At 72.4% G+C, this 15,910-nt stretch carries 18 protein-coding genes; 2 read left to right on the top strand and 16 right to left on the bottom strand.

The window, feature by feature from the left end:
* Positions 1-15 precede the first annotated feature (15 nt).
* The 12 genes from OG792_RS03945 to eno form a co-directional block, all read right to left on the bottom strand.
* Positions 16-756, bottom strand: a complete 741-nt coding sequence (locus OG792_RS03945) for a uracil-DNA glycosylase (protein ID WP_329107413.1) — start codon at positions 754-756, stop codon at positions 16-18.
* Complete coding sequence (locus OG792_RS03940; RefSeq protein ID WP_329107411.1) at positions 749-1,435, bottom strand: dienelactone hydrolase family protein; 687 nt, start codon at positions 1,433-1,435, stop codon at positions 749-751. Before OG792_RS03940 ends, OG792_RS03945 begins: the two co-directional genes overlap by 8 nt.
* 225 nt (positions 1,436-1,660) lie before the next feature.
* On the bottom strand, positions 1,661-2,065 hold the full coding sequence (locus OG792_RS03935; protein WP_329107409.1) for an LppU/SCO3897 family protein: 405 nt from the start codon (positions 2,063-2,065) through the stop codon (positions 1,661-1,663).
* Positions 2,066-2,264: 199 nt separating this feature from the next.
* Positions 2,265-3,338, bottom strand: a complete 1,074-nt coding sequence (locus OG792_RS03930; RefSeq protein WP_329107406.1) for an HAAS signaling domain-containing protein — start codon at positions 3,336-3,338, stop codon at positions 2,265-2,267.
* The gene (locus OG792_RS03925) at positions 3,335-3,667 is read right to left on the bottom strand and encodes a PadR family transcriptional regulator (protein ID WP_329107404.1); all 333 of its coding nucleotides are present in this window, start codon (positions 3,665-3,667) and stop codon (positions 3,335-3,337) included. Before OG792_RS03925 ends, OG792_RS03930 begins: the two co-directional genes overlap by 4 nt.
* An 80-nt stretch (positions 3,668-3,747) precedes the next feature.
* Entirely contained in the window at positions 3,748-4,125 is a 378-nt protein-coding gene (locus tag OG792_RS03920) for a type II toxin-antitoxin system death-on-curing family toxin (RefSeq protein ID WP_329107402.1), read from the bottom strand.
* Positions 4,122-4,325 carry a FitA-like ribbon-helix-helix domain-containing protein gene (locus OG792_RS03915; RefSeq protein ID WP_329107400.1) on the bottom strand — a complete coding sequence of 68 codons (204 nt, stop codon included), beginning with the start codon at positions 4,323-4,325 and terminating at the stop codon, positions 4,122-4,124. The genes OG792_RS03920 and OG792_RS03915 overlap by 4 nt, the downstream gene beginning before the upstream one ends.
* A 35-nt stretch (positions 4,326-4,360) precedes the next feature.
* Entirely contained in the window at positions 4,361-5,335 is a 975-nt protein-coding gene (locus OG792_RS03910; RefSeq protein WP_329111105.1) for a Ppx/GppA phosphatase family protein, read from the bottom strand.
* A gap of 27 nt (positions 5,336-5,362) precedes the next feature.
* The gene (locus OG792_RS03905; protein ID WP_329107397.1) at positions 5,363-5,872 is read right to left on the bottom strand and encodes an amino-acid N-acetyltransferase; all 510 of its coding nucleotides are present in this window, start codon (positions 5,870-5,872) and stop codon (positions 5,363-5,365) included.
* Positions 5,869-6,417 carry a DUF501 domain-containing protein gene (locus tag OG792_RS03900; RefSeq protein ID WP_329107395.1) on the bottom strand — a complete coding sequence of 183 codons (549 nt, stop codon included), beginning with the start codon at positions 6,415-6,417 and terminating at the stop codon, positions 5,869-5,871. Before OG792_RS03900 ends, OG792_RS03905 begins: the two co-directional genes overlap by 4 nt.
* On the bottom strand, positions 6,414-7,034 hold the full coding sequence (locus tag OG792_RS03895) for an FtsB family cell division protein (protein WP_329107393.1): 621 nt from the start codon (positions 7,032-7,034) through the stop codon (positions 6,414-6,416). The genes OG792_RS03900 and OG792_RS03895 overlap by 4 nt, the downstream gene beginning before the upstream one ends.
* A 35-nt stretch (positions 7,035-7,069) precedes the next feature.
* Positions 7,070-8,353, bottom strand: a complete 1,284-nt coding sequence (eno, locus tag OG792_RS03890) for a phosphopyruvate hydratase (protein ID WP_329107391.1) — start codon at positions 8,351-8,353, stop codon at positions 7,070-7,072.
* 321 nt (positions 8,354-8,674) lie between these two features.
* Here eno and nudC point away from each other — a divergent pair, with 321 nt between their 5' ends.
* Positions 8,675-9,526, top strand: coding sequence for an NAD(+) diphosphatase (gene nudC, locus OG792_RS03885; protein WP_329107389.1), 852 nt, complete (start codon positions 8,675-8,677; stop codon positions 9,524-9,526).
* A 14-nt stretch (positions 9,527-9,540) separates the two neighbouring features.
* On the opposite strand, the gene OG792_RS03880 is transcribed toward nudC, so the two are convergent.
* From OG792_RS03880 to pdxR, 3 genes are all read right to left on the bottom strand, one after another.
* Entirely contained in the window at positions 9,541-10,530 is a 990-nt protein-coding gene (locus OG792_RS03880) for a hypothetical protein (RefSeq protein WP_329107387.1), read from the bottom strand.
* A gap of 154 nt (positions 10,531-10,684) precedes the next feature.
* Positions 10,685-12,310, bottom strand: a complete 1,626-nt coding sequence (locus OG792_RS03875; protein WP_329107385.1) for a DUF885 domain-containing protein — start codon at positions 12,308-12,310, stop codon at positions 10,685-10,687.
* A 9-nt stretch (positions 12,311-12,319) separates the two neighbouring features.
* Positions 12,320-13,849, bottom strand: a complete 1,530-nt coding sequence (gene pdxR / locus OG792_RS03870) for a MocR-like pyridoxine biosynthesis transcription factor PdxR (RefSeq protein ID WP_329107383.1) — start codon at positions 13,847-13,849, stop codon at positions 12,320-12,322.
* A gap of 67 nt (positions 13,850-13,916) precedes the next feature.
* On the opposite strand from pdxR, the gene OG792_RS03865 reads away from it, so the two are divergent.
* Positions 13,917-14,972 (top strand): DMT family transporter, encoded by a 1,056-nt coding sequence (locus OG792_RS03865; protein ID WP_329107381.1) that lies wholly within the window; start codon positions 13,917-13,919, stop codon positions 14,970-14,972.
* Here the strand turns inward: OG792_RS03865 and OG792_RS03860 are convergent.
* Positions 14,906-15,901 (bottom strand): nucleoside triphosphate pyrophosphohydrolase, encoded by a 996-nt coding sequence (locus tag OG792_RS03860; protein ID WP_329107379.1) that lies wholly within the window; start codon positions 15,899-15,901, stop codon positions 14,906-14,908. The two genes, OG792_RS03865 and OG792_RS03860, sit on opposite strands and share 67 nt — an antisense overlap.
* Positions 15,902-15,910: the final 9 nt, after the last annotated feature.

Raw genomic sequence — 15,910 nt, 5'->3', positions numbered from 1 at the left:
CTTCTCGCCGATGTCTCAGTCCAACCCGGCCAGACCCTTGGCCCGGGTGAATATCTCGTCCAGCATCGCTGGTGTCAACCGTCCGGTGAAGGTGTTTTGCTGGCTGACGTGGTAGGAGCCCAGCAACTCCGGACCGGTTCCGCCGGACCAGTGTGCCCCATGCCCGAAGCCGGGACGCGGACTGGGCGGGCGGACGCCGTACACCTGGTGGAGCACCGGCCACCACGCGGCCCAGGCGAAGGCACCCAGGGCGACCACGACGCGCAGCGTCGGTCTGATCAACTCCACTTCCCGGTGCAGCCAGGGTGCGCAGTTGTCCCGTTCGACCGGGGTGGGCTTGTTGTCCGGCGGCGCGCACCGGACCGCGGCGAAGATCCGGGTGTGCCGCAGGCTCAGCCCGTCGTCGGCCGCGACGCTGGTCGGTTGGTTGGCCAGCCCGGCCCGGTGCATCGCGGCGAACAGCACGTCGCCGGACCGGTCGCCGGTGAAGATCCGTCCGGTGCGGTTGCCGCCGTGCGCGGCCGGGGCCAGGCCGAGGATGGCGATCCGGGCGTCGGCGACGCCGTAGCCCGGCACCGGCCGACCCCAGTACTCCTGGTCCCGGAACGCCGCCCGGCGCACCGTGGCGACCTCCTCGCGCCAGGCGACCAGGCGCGGGCAGGCGAAGCAGTCGGCGATGGCGCCGTCGAGGTCGGGCAGGTCACCCGCCCGCGCGGCGCGGGCGAGGACCTGACCTGCGGTACGGGGCTCAGCCAAGCCGGCCCCGGAAGAATTCGAGCGTACGGGCCCAGGCGCTGGCTGCCGCCTGCCGGTCGAAGACCTCCGGCCGGTCGTCGTTGAAGAACGCGTGCCGGGTGCCCGGGTAGTCGTGCAGCGAGCACTCGCCGCCGGCTTCCTTGATCGCCCGCTGGGCGGCCTGTACGCCGTCGCCGGCCGAGGTGCCGTCCTCTTCGGAGCAGTGGATGATGGCGGCCTTGCCGGCGTAACCGGACCACTCCGGGCGCATCCGCTCCCACGGCAGGGCCGGGTAGAAACCGACCGCGGCGACGATCCGCGGGGAGATCGTCGCGGACCAGAGGGCGAGACTGCCGCCGGCGCAGAAGCCGACCGCACCCACCTGGCCGGTGACCTCCGGGCGGTCGGCGAGGTAGTCGGCGGCACCGGCGATGTCCCGACCGGCCTGGTCCATCGCCAGGCCCATCAGCAACCGCTGGGCCTGGTCCGGCTCGGTGGTGGAGGCGCCGTGGTAGAGGTCGGGGGCGAGCGCGACGAAGCCGGCCTCGGCGAACCGGTCGGCGACGGCGGTGATGTGTGGGACCAGGCCCCACCATTCCTGGATCACGATGACAGCCGGGCCGGCCGCACCGCTCGCGGGTAGGGCCAGGTATCCCTCGCTGGTCCCACCATTGCTCTGGTAGGTCACCTTTTCGCCCATCGGCCGGCCTCCTGTCGGTCAGTCATCATTGGCTGGTCGCACAGTTATCGTTCCGTTGCGTGCGGGTAGCCTGCCATGCCTGACCGTCAGCGGGGAAGACGGCGTGGCGTACGCCTCCCGTATCGGTAGACGTCCACCCCGCCGTCCGCTCCGTCCGTCACCCGTGGGTCGAGTCTGTCCGACTCCCGCCTACGGGATGCCTCCAACGGCTAGATCCGTACCCGCTCAGGCCGCCTTCGGCTTGAGGCAGAGCACGTACCCGGTGCCACCGGCGGGGATGGCGTAGTAGATGGAGTACTCCTCGCCCTCGGCGGCGTACTGCTCGCAGTCCGTGGTGGCCTTCGCCTGTGCCTCGGTCTGGTTGTCGATCCGGCCGACGACGTTGTACGCGGCCTCGGTCGAGGTGCACTCGACCACCTTCGCGTTCGGGGCGTCCTTCTCCTCGCCCTGGGCCACCTCGGGCAGCGCGGCGAGACAGTCGCCGACCTTCGCCTCGGCGGCCTTGTCCTCCTCGCCGCCGAGCACGGCGCCGACGCCGAATTTCACCGCGACCGCCACCACGATGACCACCAGCACGCTGACGATCTTCTTGATCGGGCTCTTCTTGGCCGGCGCGGGGGGAACCGGCACAGGTGCGCCGGCGTCGACCGGCGGCGGCCACGACGCTCCCGGCGGGGGCGATGCCGGGGCTACGGGCGGCGGGGGTGCCTGGTCCGTCACTGACAGTCCTTTCGAGACAGGGGGTATGTCGATCCGCACCAATTGATCAAGTGCGGGGAATACGGTATCCATCGCCCCCGACATTCGCTGCCCCGGTTCCCTCCACCTTTCAGCCGGTATTGCCGCCCGTTCCGCCCGCGCTCGGTACCACCGACGGGGTGGCCGGGACGACCGCCCCGGTCGGCGCCGGTGTCGGCGTTACCGCCACCGGCGGTGGCGTCGGCGTGACCGCCGGCACGGGCGGCGGCGCGGTACCGCCGGGAACCGGAACGTCCGAGACCCGGAACGGCGCACCCTCCGGGCAGTACGGGTACGGCTGGCGCAGCGGATCCCGTACCACCTCGGCCCGCGCACCGGGGAACTGCTCCTCCGGCGTGCACCACGGGTGTCCGAGCCGGATCGGCCGACCGTCCTGGTCGAACAGTCGTACGCCCTCGACCAACCGGCCCTGTGCGTCATAGACGTAGACGTCCTGTACGCCGGAGTACGGATCCTCGTTGTAGGACGGGGTGTAGTAGACGTTCTGCGCTCCCCGTCGGTCGATGTCGGCGAACCCGACCAGACCGAACAGCACCAGCGCCACCGTGGCGAGGTTCGTCAGGTGCCGCCGCCAGCCCAGCAACGGTGCCGTACGCCGGCCGAGCCAGATCGAGCCGACCACGCAGAGACCGAGCAGCAGCACCGCGGCGAGGTCGTTGCCGCCGAGCCGGGGCAGCAGTCCGTAGCCGCGACCGGTGAGCATGACCGTGACGAACATGGCCACCAGGTAGCCGCGCAGCACCCACCAGGCCGGAGCGAGCAGCCGGAGGAAGTCGCTGGCCTTGGCGTACCCGATCACGGGTCCGACCCGGGCGTCGACGACCCGCAGCCGGGCGCGCAGCCGGTGCACCGCGGTGGCCACCCGCCGGTCGCCGGGCGAGGGATCCGCGGGCCGCAGCCCGGCGGCCGTACGCAGTTCGGCCGCGTACGCCTCCGGGGTGCCGAGCCGGTCGACGAGCGCCCCGGCGTCCTCGGCGGCCACCTCGGCGAGATGTTCGGGCAGGTCTTCGAGGAGTTCGTCCCGGTCGGTCGGGGGCAGGTCGGCCAGGGCCAGCCGGACCCGCGCCACGTAGTCGGTGATCTCGTGCTCGGTCATGCCGTCCTCGCTTCGCTGGGTGACACCCTCCTCGTTGCGCGCGGTCATGCCGTACGCCCCCGTTCGTCGAGAAGCTGGTCCATGGTGGACGCGAAGGCCCGCCACACCTTGCCGGACCGGTCCAACTGGTCCCGCCCGGCGGTGTTGAGGGCGTAGTACTTGCGGTGCGGTCCCGATTCGCTGGGCACCACGTAGGTGGTGAGCAGTCCGGCCTGGAACAGCCGGCGCAGGGTGCCGTAGACGGAGGCGTCCCCGATCTCGTCCAGACCGGCGGTACGCAGACGACGCATGATGTCGTAGCCGTAGCCGTCCTCTTCCTTCAGGACGGCCAGGACCGCGAGATCCAGCACGCCTTTGAGCAGCTGGGTAGTGTCCACGCGAAGCACACTAGTGCGCATTGCGCAGTACCGTCAACAGCGTTGCAGGCAGTCCTGTCCCGGCTGGCCGGGACAGGGACTCAGAGGTAGAGCTTGCGAAGCTCGTGGGCGATGGCGGAAACCTCGGTCAGCTCACCGCGCGCCACGGACATCACCAACGCTTCGGCCTGATCCACGTCGACATCCTGGATCCGGATCCCGTTGAGGGCCAGAAACACCCGTGCGGCCGCCCAGGCGAGACGCTTGTTCCCGTCGACCAGTGCGTGGTTCATGCAGACCGAGTGCAGCAGCGCGCCGACCTTGCTCCACGGATCGGGGTACGCCTCGTGGCCGAACACGACGGTGGCCGGGCGCACGACCGCCGACGACAGCAGACCGAAGTCACGGACCTGCGGCGTCCCGCCCAGCACGATGGAGGCGATCTCGACGAGGTCGTCGACCTCCAGATACTCGGTCACTCGGCCAGCCGGCGCAGCAGTTCGGCGTCGCGTTCGGCAACCTCTCCCGCGAGATCCCGTACGCGGGCGCGTCGGCTGTGCGCCGTGATGTATTCCTCCACCGCCACGACGATGGTGGCGTTCATCGACCGGTGCTCCTGCTCGGCGAGTTGTTTGAGCCGCTCGTGCAGCTCGTCCGGGAGATTGACCGTGGTGACCATATGGAAATCATACCGCCCCCGGCCTGGGCGACCCGCTAGTCCGCGACCGGCACGAGGCTGTAGGCGATGCCGTCGAGGATGTCGTGTTCGCTGGTCACGACCGAGGGCATGCCGGCCCGCTCCATGATCACACGGAGCACCAGCGCACCCGCCCCGATCACGTCCGCCCGGCCGGGGTGCATCACCGGGTACTCCATCCGCTGGGCCGACGACCGGCACAACAGGTCCCCGGTCACCCTCGCCACCTCGTCGTACGACACCCGGGCGTGGTGGATCCGCTCCGGCTGGTACGAGTCGAGCCCGAGCGAGATCGCCACCACCGTGGTCACCGAACCGGCCAGGCCGATCAGGGTGCCCGCCTCCCGACCCGGCACCGCCTCCAGTGCCCGGTCCACGGCAGCGGCGATGTCCGCCTCGGCCGCCGCGACCTGTGCCTGCGTCGGCGGATCGTCGTGCAGGTGCCGCTCGGTCATCCGGACACAGCCGATGTCGACCGAGATCGCCGCCCGGACCGACTCCCCCGTCGCCAGGCCGCCGTTGCCGCCCGCCGGGCCGCGCTCGCCGACGACGAACTCGGTGGAGCCGCCGCCGATGTCCACCACCAGGATCGGCGACCGGGCGTCGGCCGGCAGGCCGCGTACGGCGCCGGTGAACGAGAGCCGGGCCTCCTCGTCGCCGGTGACCACCTCGGGGGGCACGCCGAGAGTGTCACGGACCATCGCCCGGAACTCGTCGGCGTTGCTCGCGTCGCGGGAGGCGGAGGTGGCGCACATCCGTACCCGGGTCACGCCCAGGTCGGTCAGCTCGGCCGCGTAACCGGCCAGGGCCAGCCGGGTACGTTCGATCGCCTCCGGAGCGAGCCGACCGGTCCGGTCCACGCCCTGCCCCAACCGGACGATCTCCATCCGGCGACTCACGTCCGTAAGCGACGCCGTCGGACCGGCCGCCGGATCCGGCAGATCGGCCACGAGCAGCCGGATGGAGTTGGTACCGCAGTCGATCGCCGCCACTCTGGTCGTCACGGCAGCCACCCTACGTCAGAGGCGCAGCAGCATCCGTACGTTGCCCAGGGTGTTCGGTTTGACCCGCTCCAACCCGAGGAACTCGGCCACACCCTCGTCGTACGAGCGCAGCAGTTGCTCGTACACGGCCTGCGGCACCGGCGCCCCGTCGATCTCGACGAAACCGAACGAGCCGAAGAAGCCGGTCTCGAAGGTCAGGCAGAACACCCGGGTCACGCCCAGCTCCCGCGCACCCGCCAGCAGCTCCGCGACGATCCGGTGCCCGATCTTCAGGCCCCGGCAGTCGGGGTGGACCGCCACCGTACGGATCTCGGCCAGGTCCTCCCACATCACGTGCAGTGCCCCGCACCCGACCACCGCGCCGTCGTCGGGGCGGACCGCCACCCAGAACTCCTGCACGTGCTCGTACAGGGTGACCGTGGCCTTGCTGAGCAGCCGCCCGCCGGGACTGTAGGTGTCGATCAGCTCGCGGATGCCGCGGATGTCGGCGGTCCGCGCCCGCCGGACGACAGGATCCGTGGTCAAGGCACGTCCACGCACGAGCCGCCGAGCCACCAGGGCTCGATCAGTTCGAGCGTCTCGTCACCGAACGGGTTGACGCCGGGGCCGCTGGCCAGGGCGTGACCGAGGTGCACGTGCAGGCACTTCACCCGGCCCGGCATGCCGCCGGCGGAGATGCCGTCGATCTCCGGCACCGCGCCGATCGCGTCCCGCCGGGTCAGGTAGTCCTCGTGCGCGGCCCGGTAACGCGCCGCCAGCTCCGGGTCCTCGGCCAGCCGGTCGGCCATCTCCTTCATCACCCCGGCCGACTCCAGCCGACTGCACGCGCCGACCGCGCGCGGGCAGGTCAGGTAGAACAGGGTGGGGAACGGGGTTCCGTCGGCGAGCCGGGGCGTCGTCTCCACCACGTCCGGGCGCCCGCACGGGCAGCGGTGCGCGACCGCTCGGGTGCCGCGCGGCGTACGGCCGAGTTGCGCGCCCACCGCGGCCAGGTCCTGCTCGGTGGCGGGTTCGCGGGCGGGCGGGGGAACCAGACCGGCCGCCGGCCGCTGCGGGGGTACGACGGTCAACGTGCTGGACCTTCCTCGTTGGCGGCCCGGACACTGGACCAGAGCGTGTCGTACCAGGGCTCCGCCGGTTTCGGTGCCGGCGCGGCGGCGTCGCCGGCCTCGCGGGCGGCGCCCTCGGGATCGGTGAGGATCACCAGCAGCCGCTCACCGGGCCGGACCATGAAGAACCGTTCCTTGGCCTTCGTGGTGATGAAGGCCGGGTCCTGCCACAGCTCCGCCTGCTGGGACAGCTCACCGATGTGCTCCCGCTGGGCCTGCTGTTCGGCCTCCATCCGGGCGATGTCCGCCTGCTGTCCCAGGTAGACCCGGACCGGGTAGGTGTACGCGAGCGCGAGCGCGACGAACACCGCGAACAGGGCCGTCGCCCGGCCGGTGAACCGGCGCGGCTGGGGGGCGGAGGTGCGCTTGGTCGCACCCGCGGCGGCGGCGCGTCGCGCCGCCGCCGGACGGGTGGCCGACCGTGGGGAGTCCGTGCCCCGAGGGGTACGGGTGGAGATGCCGCGCGAGGGCAGCCGGGCCGAGGACTCCCGGCCGGTGCCACGGGTCCCGCCGCCACGACCGGGTTGCCCCGGCCGCCGGGCGGGCCGCTGGCCGCTGGGTATGCGACGAGCCGTCACGTGGACGCACCCCCTCCCCGAGGCCGATAGGGAAACTAGGCAGAACGGTAACGCGGGAACGCACCGGCTCCGGCGTAGCGCGCCGCGTCGGCCAGCTCCTCCTCGATCCGCAGCAGCTGGTTGTACTTCGCCACCCGGTCGGAGCGGGCCGGCGCACCGGTCTTGATCTGGCCGCAGCCGGTGGCCACCGCCAGGTCGGCGATGGTGGTGTCCTCGGTCTCGCCGGACCGGTGGCTCATCATGCAGCGGAACCCGGCCCGGTGCGCCAGGTCGACCGCGTCCAGGGTCTCGGTCAGCGAACCGATCTGGTTCACCTTCACCAGTACGGCGTTGGCCGAACTCTCGGCGATACCGCGCGCGATCCGCTGCGGGTTGGTGACGAACAGGTCGTCACCGACGATCTGCACCCGGTCGCCGATGGCGGCGGTGAGGCTGGCCCAGCCGGACCAGTCGTCCTCGGCGAGCGGGTCCTCGATCGACACGATCGGGTACTCGTCGGCGAGCTTGGTGTAGTAGGCCGACATCTCGTCGGCGGTCTTGGCGGTCTGCTCGAAGGTGTAGACACCGTCGGAGAAGAACTCGGTCGCGGCCACGTCTAGCGCGAACACGATGTCCCGGCCCAGCCGGTAGCCGGCCTTCTCGACCGCCTCGGCGATCAGGTCCAGGGCGGCGGCGTTGGTCGGCAGGTTGGGGGCGAAGCCGCCCTCGTCGCCGAGGCCGGTGGACAGGCCCCGCTTCTTCAACACCGACTTGAGCGCGTGGTAGACCTCGGCACCGGAGCGCAGCGCCTCGCGGAAGGTCGGCGCACCGATCGGGGCGATCATGAATTCCTGCACGTCGACGTTGGAGTCGGCGTGCGCACCCCCGTTGAGGATGTTCATCATCGGCACCGGCAGCAGGTGCGCGTTCGGGCCGCCGATGTAGCGGAACAGGCTCAGCTCGGCGCTGGTCGCCGCGGCCTTCGCCACCGCCAGCGAGACGCCCAGGATCGCGTTCGCGCCGAGACCGGACTTGTCGGCGGTGCCGTCGATGTCGAGCATCTTCTGGTCGATCAGCCGCTGCTCGCTGGCCTCGTAGCCGACCAACTGGTCGACGATCCGGTCCTCGATGTTGGCGACGGCGGTCTCGACACCCTTGCCCTGGTACCGGTCGGCGTCGCCGTCGCGCAGCTCGATCGCCTCGAACGCGCCGGTGGAGGCGCCGGACGGCACCGCCGCGCGGGCGGTCGTACCGTCGTCCAGCCCGATCTCGACCTCGACGGTCGGGTTGCCGCGCGAGTCGAGAATCTCTCGGGCGACGATTCCCTCGATGGTGGCCACTGTGTCGCTCCTCGTGATGAGTGTCAACTGGTGCTCTCGGGCCGCGACGGTGCGGCGGAAGCGTTCCGAAGGCAGCGTAACGGGCCGTGGTCGCCGGACGGGGATGGCCTCCACCAACCGGGCGACGATCTGCCGGAGATCACCCGATTCTCCACCCCACCATTCGGGCCGGGGTTTACGGGGGTCACCCTGATCGACAAGGCTGACGGGCATGTTCGCCGACTGTCGCGCCACCGCCGGACCGCCCGCCAGCACCGCGCGCCCGACCGCCGCGGCCCGGTCGCCGCAGGCCGGTCGGCCCGACCACCGCCCGTACGCACAGTGAACGGCGATTCGGTGGTGACCCGGCCGGAGTTCGTCCCCGGTGCGGCGGCCGACGTACCGGCCGACCCGGCCGACCTGTGCCTGGTGGTGGCCGACGGCAAGCTGCTGGTCGGCGCCGACGGTGGCTTCCCCCGGATCGCCGAGGTGCCCGCCGACTCCGCCCCGATCCCGCTCGGCACCCTGGACGGCGCACCCGTCTGGGCCGCCGCCCGGGACACGACCGACGAACGGCTCGGCAACTGGCTCGGCTGGCGGGAACTGGCCGCCGGCCTGGCCGAGCCGCTCGCCGCCCTGGCCGGCCGGGCCCTGCAAGTGGTCACCTGGCGGCGTACGCACCGTTACTGCGGCGCCTGCACGGCGGAGCTGACCGACGTGCCCGGCGAGACCGCCCGGCGCTGCCCCGCCTGCAAGCTGTACGTCCCGATGCAACTCTCCCCGGCGGTCCTGGTCGTCATCCGCCGCCCCGGTCCGCCCGGTACGGCGGAGCAACTGCTGCTGGTCCGGCACTCGTACGGGTTGACCGAGTCGTGGGCGCTGGTCGCCGGTTTCGTCGAGGCGGGCGAGACGTTGGAGCAGGCGGTGCAGCGGGAGGTCGCCGAGGAGGTCGGGCTCCGGGTCGACCGGCTGACCTACTTCGGCAGCCAGCCGTGGGCGATGTCCGGTCCGGGCGTGGTGCTGACCGGGTTCACCGCGTACGCGGCGGATCCGGCGGCGGAGCCGGTGGTGGACGGCCACGAGCTGACCGAGGCACGCTGGTTCCCGCTCGACGCGCTGCCGGAGGCCCTGCCGCCGACGTACTCGATCTCCCGCTGGTTGATCGAGTACGTCCGCGTACGGCCCCCGGCCTGATCCGTCGGGTCCGGTCAGATCCTGATGGTGCGGGCGCGGCGGTCCGCGGTGACCGCGTCCAGTCCGGCCGCGTCGATGTCGAGGTTGAGGTTGAGCAGCTGGATCACCGGGTCGAGGTTCACCCCGGGCGACAGCGGGATCGTGATGGTGTCCGTCGGTCCCGCGCTCGCCGGTACCGCGCTGTGCGACGCCGTCGGGGTCGGCGACGACGTCGGGCCCGTGCCGCCGCCGCTCCATTCGGCCCGTACGACGTTGCCGTCCACTCCGGTCGCCTCGACCCGTATGTTCAACGGCTTGGCCGGGCCGGTGGTGGTGACGACGGCGTTGAAGGTGCCGGGGCTGGACCCCTTCTGGATCGACACCGAGACCCCGCCCACCACGCTGACTCCCGCGGCGATGGTCAGCCCGCGTACGGCGAAGGAGAGCGCCCGGGTGAGCGGGCCCAGTTGGGTGGAGACCGGGGTCGGTGCCAGCGACAGGTCCCCGTCGGCGAACTCCAGCAGGTCCGGCTCGCACTTGTACGCGTTGTTCGAGGGCAGCGGCTGGTACACGCTCAGGTTCGAGTCCGGCGCGGACCTGGTCGTCGTGTAGAGCAGCCCGGCGTCGGTGTCGGAGGTGTTGTGGGCGTACAGGTCGGTGCTGTTGCCGACGGTGATCACCTCGAACTGGACGGCTCCGGCGTCGTACGGGTCGACCGAGGCGTCACCCTCCCGTGCGGCGATCATGAGCGGGAGCACGTTGGCGGCGACCGTGGCCACCTGGACCAGTGAGCCCAACCAGTCGCCGATACCGGTGACCCGTGGCGGCGCCGCGGCGGCGGGGGCCGCGTTGGCGGCTCCGGGGGCCTCGGGGGCGCCCGGACCCGGGTCGGGGTTCGCCACCGCGTCGGACGAGGCGACCAACGGTCCTGCGAGGGCCGCCGCCGCCACGGCACCGCTCACGGCGGCGGCACCCCACATGACGTCGCGTCGGCTCATCGGCCGGTGGTCGTTCGTGTCTCGCACATCCGTCTCCCTCCGCGTCGGCCACTTTCCGGCCAGACATCGACCGAGACAAGTCTCCATATCTCGGTCGGGCGACGGAACCTCGATTCATCACTATGCGATCATCAAGCAAATACATTGACTGACGTCATTGCCTCGCGCCGACCGCCGAAACTCACCCCAGGGGATCGAGCAGCGTACGCAGGTGGCGGGGCGGCGGCGAGCCGTGCGCGAGCATCGCGTCGTGCCACTGCCGTACGGACGGCCCGACCGGACGGGCGGCGGCGATCTCGGCGACCTCGCTGTAGCCGACGAAGTACGTCGACAGCTGGGTCGAGGTGAGCAGTGCCCGGCGCCACTTGCCGGCCGCCTCCCCCTCCTCCTGGAAGCCCCGCCCGGTCATCAGCGCCATGCCCTCGGACTCGGGCAGCTCGTCACAGTGCACCAACTGGTCCAGCAGGGCGTTGATGGTCATCCGGAGCTGCATCTTGAGCTGCTGCAACCGGATCGGCAGGCCACCGAAGCCGAGATCGGCCATCATCTCCTCGGCGTACACCGCCCAGCCCTCGACGAACGGGCCGGAGTGCCCGAGCGCGCGGACCCGGGTGCTACCCCGGTATCGGCGCGAGTGCGCCAACTGGAGAAAGTGACCGGGCATCGCCTCGTGCACCGTCAGGTTGCGGATCATGTGATCGTTGTACTCGCGGTAGAACGACTCGACCCGCTGCGCCGACCAGTCCGCCGGGGTCGGCGCGATGCAGTAGAACGTCGGCACCTCGGCGGTCTCCAGCGGGCCCGGCGGGTCGCAGTAGGCCACCGCCACCCCACGGGCGAACTCTGGCATCTCCTGGATCACACACAGGTCGTCGACCAGCGACACCAGGTCGTGGGCGCGGACGAAATCGGTCGTCTCGGTCAGCGTCGTACGGGCCAGCCCCACGATCGAGCCGTTGTCCGGGTGCTCGGCACCGAGCCGGTCCAGCGCCCGGCGTACGGTCTCGTCGGTGGCCGGACCACCGACCAGCTCGGCCGCCGCCTCCCGGATCTCGTCGGTGACCCGCTCCAGGTTCGCCTCGGCGCGGGCGAAGACCTGCGCGGCGGACAGTTCGGTGTCCAGGGTGTGCCACAGCCGTGCCTCGAAGCGGCGGCGGCCGAGCCGCGGGTCCCGCCCCGGTCCGGCGTCGTCGCGCAGGCCCGCCCGGAGCCAGTCGGCGAACCCGCCCAGCGCCCGGATCGCGTCCCGGGCGACCGGTTCGACCGCGTCCCGCATCCCCGGCGCCTCGGCGAGCAGCGCGGGCAGCTCGTCACGGACCAGCGCCGCCGTGCCGTCGAACTGCCCGGCGGCGGTCTCGGCGTGGATCCGGGGCATGTCCCGCAGCGTGACCCGAGCGGTGGCAAGCGCATCCGGTACGTCAGCGAGCCGCCCGGCGAGACTCGCCAGCCGAACCTCCACCGGCGCGTACGGGCGGGCGATCAGCGCGTGCAGCAGCGGGCCCGGATTGTGCCGCGACGGGTTCCACTCGTGCGTACGCAGCTCGGACAGCTCGAACAGTTCCCGGTCGACCAGGGCGGCGAGCAGGCTGTGGTCGACCTGCTCGGCCGGATCGAGCGCGACGTCGTCCACCTGGGACAGGGCACCGGCGGCATCCCGCAGCATCGCCGACCGGGCCGTCACCCCGTCGTCGGACAGGTCCGGCAACCGGTGGTCGAAGCGGTGGTCGCCGACCGAGGACGCCAGCGGGGGACTGCTCTCCAGCAGCGCGTCGACGATGCGTTCGGCGATGGGGACGAAAGACGACATGGGAAGAATCTAGCGAGTACCGGGACCGGCGGCGCGCGGCGGACGGATCGGCACGGGCGTGTCCCCGGCCGGCGGCACGGTCAGCGGTGGGGAAACGAGGCCGGCCAGGGTGCGTACCGCGCGGGTCAGTTCGGCGGGCGGGTTGGCGGCGTAACCGAGCACCAGTCCGGGCGGGCCACCGGGTGCCAGCCGGAGCCGGGACAGCGGCACCGGTGCCAGGCCGACCCGCTGCGCCGCGTCGGCCAACCGCTCGTCGTCGATGCCGTCAGGCAGCTCCACCACCAGGTGCAGTCCGGCCGCGACACCGGAGATCCGGGCCTCCGGCAGGTACCGGCGCAGGGCCTCGGTCAGCGCGTCCCGCCGCTGCCGGTGCGCCTGCCGACAGCGGCGCAGGTGTCGGTCGTAGCCACCACTGGCCAGCAGCTCGGCGAAGGCGAGCTGCTCCAACACCGGCCCGCCGACGTCGGCCGCGAACTTGGCCGCGACCACCGCCGTCCGCCAACCCTGCGGTACGGCGAGCCAGCCGAGCCGCAGCGCGGGGGCGAGTGCCTTGCTGGCCGAGCCGACGTGGGCCACCAGCTCCGGGGCGAGGCCCTGTAGGCAGCCGACCGGATCGCGGTCGTACCGGAACTCGGCGTCGTAGTCGTCCTCGACCACCAGACCGCCGGTCTGCCGGGCCCAGGCGAGCAGGGCGGCCCGGCGGCGCGGGGCGAGCACCACGCCGGTCGGATACTGGTGTGCCGGCGTGGTCAGCACCGCCGGCAGCCCGGTACGCCACAGCGCCTCGACGTCCAACCCTTCGGCGTCGACCGGCACCGGCACCAACCGCAGCCCCTGCGCCTCAAGGTGACCCCGGATGCCGGCGCTGCCCGGATCCTCGATCCCGACCTCGGTCGCGCCCCGGCTCCGCAGCACGGTCGCGATCAGCGAGAACGCCTGGGCCGCGCCGGTGGTGATCACCAGGTCGGCCGGGTCGACCCGGGCCGCCCGGACCCGGCCGAGATAGTTCGCGAGTTCGGCACGCAGCCGGGGTGCGCCGGCCGGGTCGCCGTAGTCGAGGTCGGCGTCGCGGGCCCGGCTCAGCGCCCGCTCGTACGCCCGCCGCCACTGGACGCGGGGGAACATCGCCAGGTCCGGCACCCCGGACCGGAACGCGTTCCCGGTCGGGCTCGTTCGGGTCGCCGGCCCGATCCCGGTCCCGGTCAGGCTCGGTCTTGTCGTCGGGCCGATCCCGGTGGGGGCGGCCACCGGGGCGTCGGGTGTGCGCCGACGGCTACGCGAGACCCCGGTGTCGGGCGCGACCAGGGTGCCCGCTCCGGGCCGGGCGACCAGTCGCCCCTCGGCCACCAACTGCTCGTACGCCTCGACCACCACGCCCCGGGACAGCCGCAGGTCGGCGGCGAGCCCGCGACTGGACGGCAGCCGGGTGCCCGGGGCGAGCCGTCCCTGCACGATCGCCTCCCGGAGCGCGACGGTGAGCTGGCCGGTGAGGCCGGGTCGGCCCCGGTCGAGTTCGACGAGCGTCTCCGGGGTGGTCAACTGGTCCTCCGTAAGTCCACGGAATTGGCCCTCAACGCAGGACCACCGGCACCCTAACGTCGGACGGGTGAAGATCTCCAACACCGGCGCGGTCCTGCTCTGCGCCGCCGGCATGACAATCGTCGGCAGCTCGGTCTCGATCAGCCAACTGGTCCTCGACTTCCCCGCCCTGACCGGACAGGCCGCCCGGTACGCGCTCGCCGCCGTCGTACTGCTCGCCATCGCCCGACGCTGGCCCGGCCTCGGCCTGGACACCGTGCCCACGACCGGTCGGCCGACCCGACGCGAGTGGGTCATCCTCACCGCGCTGGCGGCCACCGGACTGGCCGCGTTCAACGCCTTCATCCTGGTCGCACTGCCGCACGCCGAGCCGGCCCTGGTCGGCACCTTCATCGGCGCGGCCCCGCTCGGCCTGGCGCTGCTCGGGCCGCTACTGCGCGGCCGGCGGCCGACCGTACGGCTGCTCGGCGCGGCGGGTATCGTCGTCGCCGGAACCGTGCTGGTGCAGGGCACCGGGCGGGCGGACGGGATCGGCGTACTCGCCTCGGTCGGGGCGCTCGGCGGGGAGATCGCCTTCTCCTTGCTCGCCGCCGCCGTGCTGCCCCGACTCGGCCCGGTACGGGTGGCCGCGTACAGCTGCTCGCTGGCCGTACCGCTGCTGCTGGCCGGTGCTCTGGTAGCGGGTGAGGCGACCAGGTGGCGGCTGCCGACCGGGGTGGAGGCGGCCACGTACGGCTATCTGGCGGCCCTGATGACCGTGGTCGCGTTCGTGGCCTGGTTCACCGGGCTACGTCGGCTCGGGGTCGAGCGGGCCGGGATCCTGGTCGGCCTGATGCCGGTGGCCACCCTGGTCACCGCGGCCGTGCAGGACGGCCGCCCGCCCGCACTCGGCCCGAGCGCCGGGGTGCTGGTGGTAGCGCTCGGCCTGGCCCTGGGCCTGTCGATCACCCACCTGGACCAGCCCGCGCTTCCGGACGCGGACAGCCAGGCGGTACCGGCTCCGGACAGTCAGGCGGTGGCGGACCCGGGCAGCCAGCCGGTGCCGAACGCGAGCAGTCAGGCGGTACCGGACGCGGTGGCGGAGCCGGTGGTGGTCTCGACGGCGCGTACGGCGTCGGCGTAGGTGAGCGCGGCCCGGCGCAGGGCGGCCTCGGCGTCGAGCCCGGCGGCGCGGGCCTCGACAACCACGTCCAGCAGCCGGGCGCCGAGCCGGGCCTCGTCGTCCGGGGTCGCCGGCAACGGCGGCGGGACGTCGAGCCCGGCGCGCTCGGCCCGGTGCAGGATCTTCGCGGCGAGGGAGAGGGCCGGCTGGGCCAGGGCGATCCCGTCCAGCGCCGAGTCGCGGGCCTTCTCCGTCTTCTTGATCTGCTCCCAGTTGGCGATGATCTCGTCGATCGAGCCGACCTCGGTGTCCGCGAACACGTGCGGGTTGCGGCGGATCATCTTCTCGACCAGGCCGCCGGCCACGTCGTCCACGTTCCAGCGCTCGTCCTCGGGCAGTTCCTCGGCCAGCCGGGCGTGCAGCACGACCTGCAACAGCACGTCGCCCAACTCCTCGCGGAGCGCGTCCAGGTCACCGGCCGAGATCGCGTCGTACGCCTCGTAACACTCCTCCAGCAGGAACTGGGCGAGCGTGGCATGGGTCTGGGCCCGCTTCCACGGGTCACCGCCGGGCGAGACGAGCCGGTCCATCACGGCGACCGCGTCGAGCAGCCGGGCGCCGGGCGGATCCCAGGAGCCGTACATCAGCTCCAGCTCGGCCAGGCCGGGTTCGCGGGCCAGCCGCAGCCCCAGCTCGCGGGCCATCCGGTCGTCGCCGGCGGGACCGGCCAACCAGACCACCGTGCCGTCGACTCCGGCGGTGGCGAGCAGGTCCGGCACCGGCGATTCGGTCAGGGTGACGGTGCCGCCGGCCACCCGTACGGCGGTGGCCAGCTCGCTCTCGACGCCGGCCAGCACCGGATGCTCGCGGACCAGGTCCCAGGCCGACGCGGTGAGCAGGCCGGCCGGCAGCCGGGGCGAGGTGACCAGGAGTACGACTCGGGCGGTCATCGGGTGCGC

Source organism: Micromonospora sp. NBC_01699 (genome assembly GCF_036250065.1).
Taxonomy (GTDB): Bacteria; Actinomycetota; Actinomycetes; order Mycobacteriales; family Micromonosporaceae; genus Micromonospora_G.
This window is presented reverse-complemented; position numbering and strand designations above follow the sequence as displayed.

Excerpts from the sequence above, each read along its gene's own strand:
- OG792_RS03915 (WP_329107400.1), bottom strand. The coding sequence starts at position 4,325 with ATGGTCACCACGGTCAATCTCCCGGACGAGCTGCACGAGCGGCTCAAA.
- OG792_RS03940 (WP_329107411.1), bottom strand. The coding sequence starts at position 1,435 with ATGGGCGAAAAGGTGACCTACCAGAGCAATGGTGGGACCAGCGAGGGA.
- OG792_RS03860 (WP_329107379.1), bottom strand. The coding sequence starts at position 15,901 with ATGACCGCCCGAGTCGTACTCCTGGTCACCTCGCCCCGGCTGCCGGCC.
- OG792_RS03875 (WP_329107385.1), bottom strand. The coding sequence starts at position 12,310 with ATGTCGTCTTTCGTCCCCATCGCCGAACGCATCGTCGACGCGCTGCTG.
- OG792_RS03930 (WP_329107406.1), bottom strand. The coding sequence starts at position 3,338 with ATGACCGCGCGCAACGAGGAGGGTGTCACCCAGCGAAGCGAGGACGGC.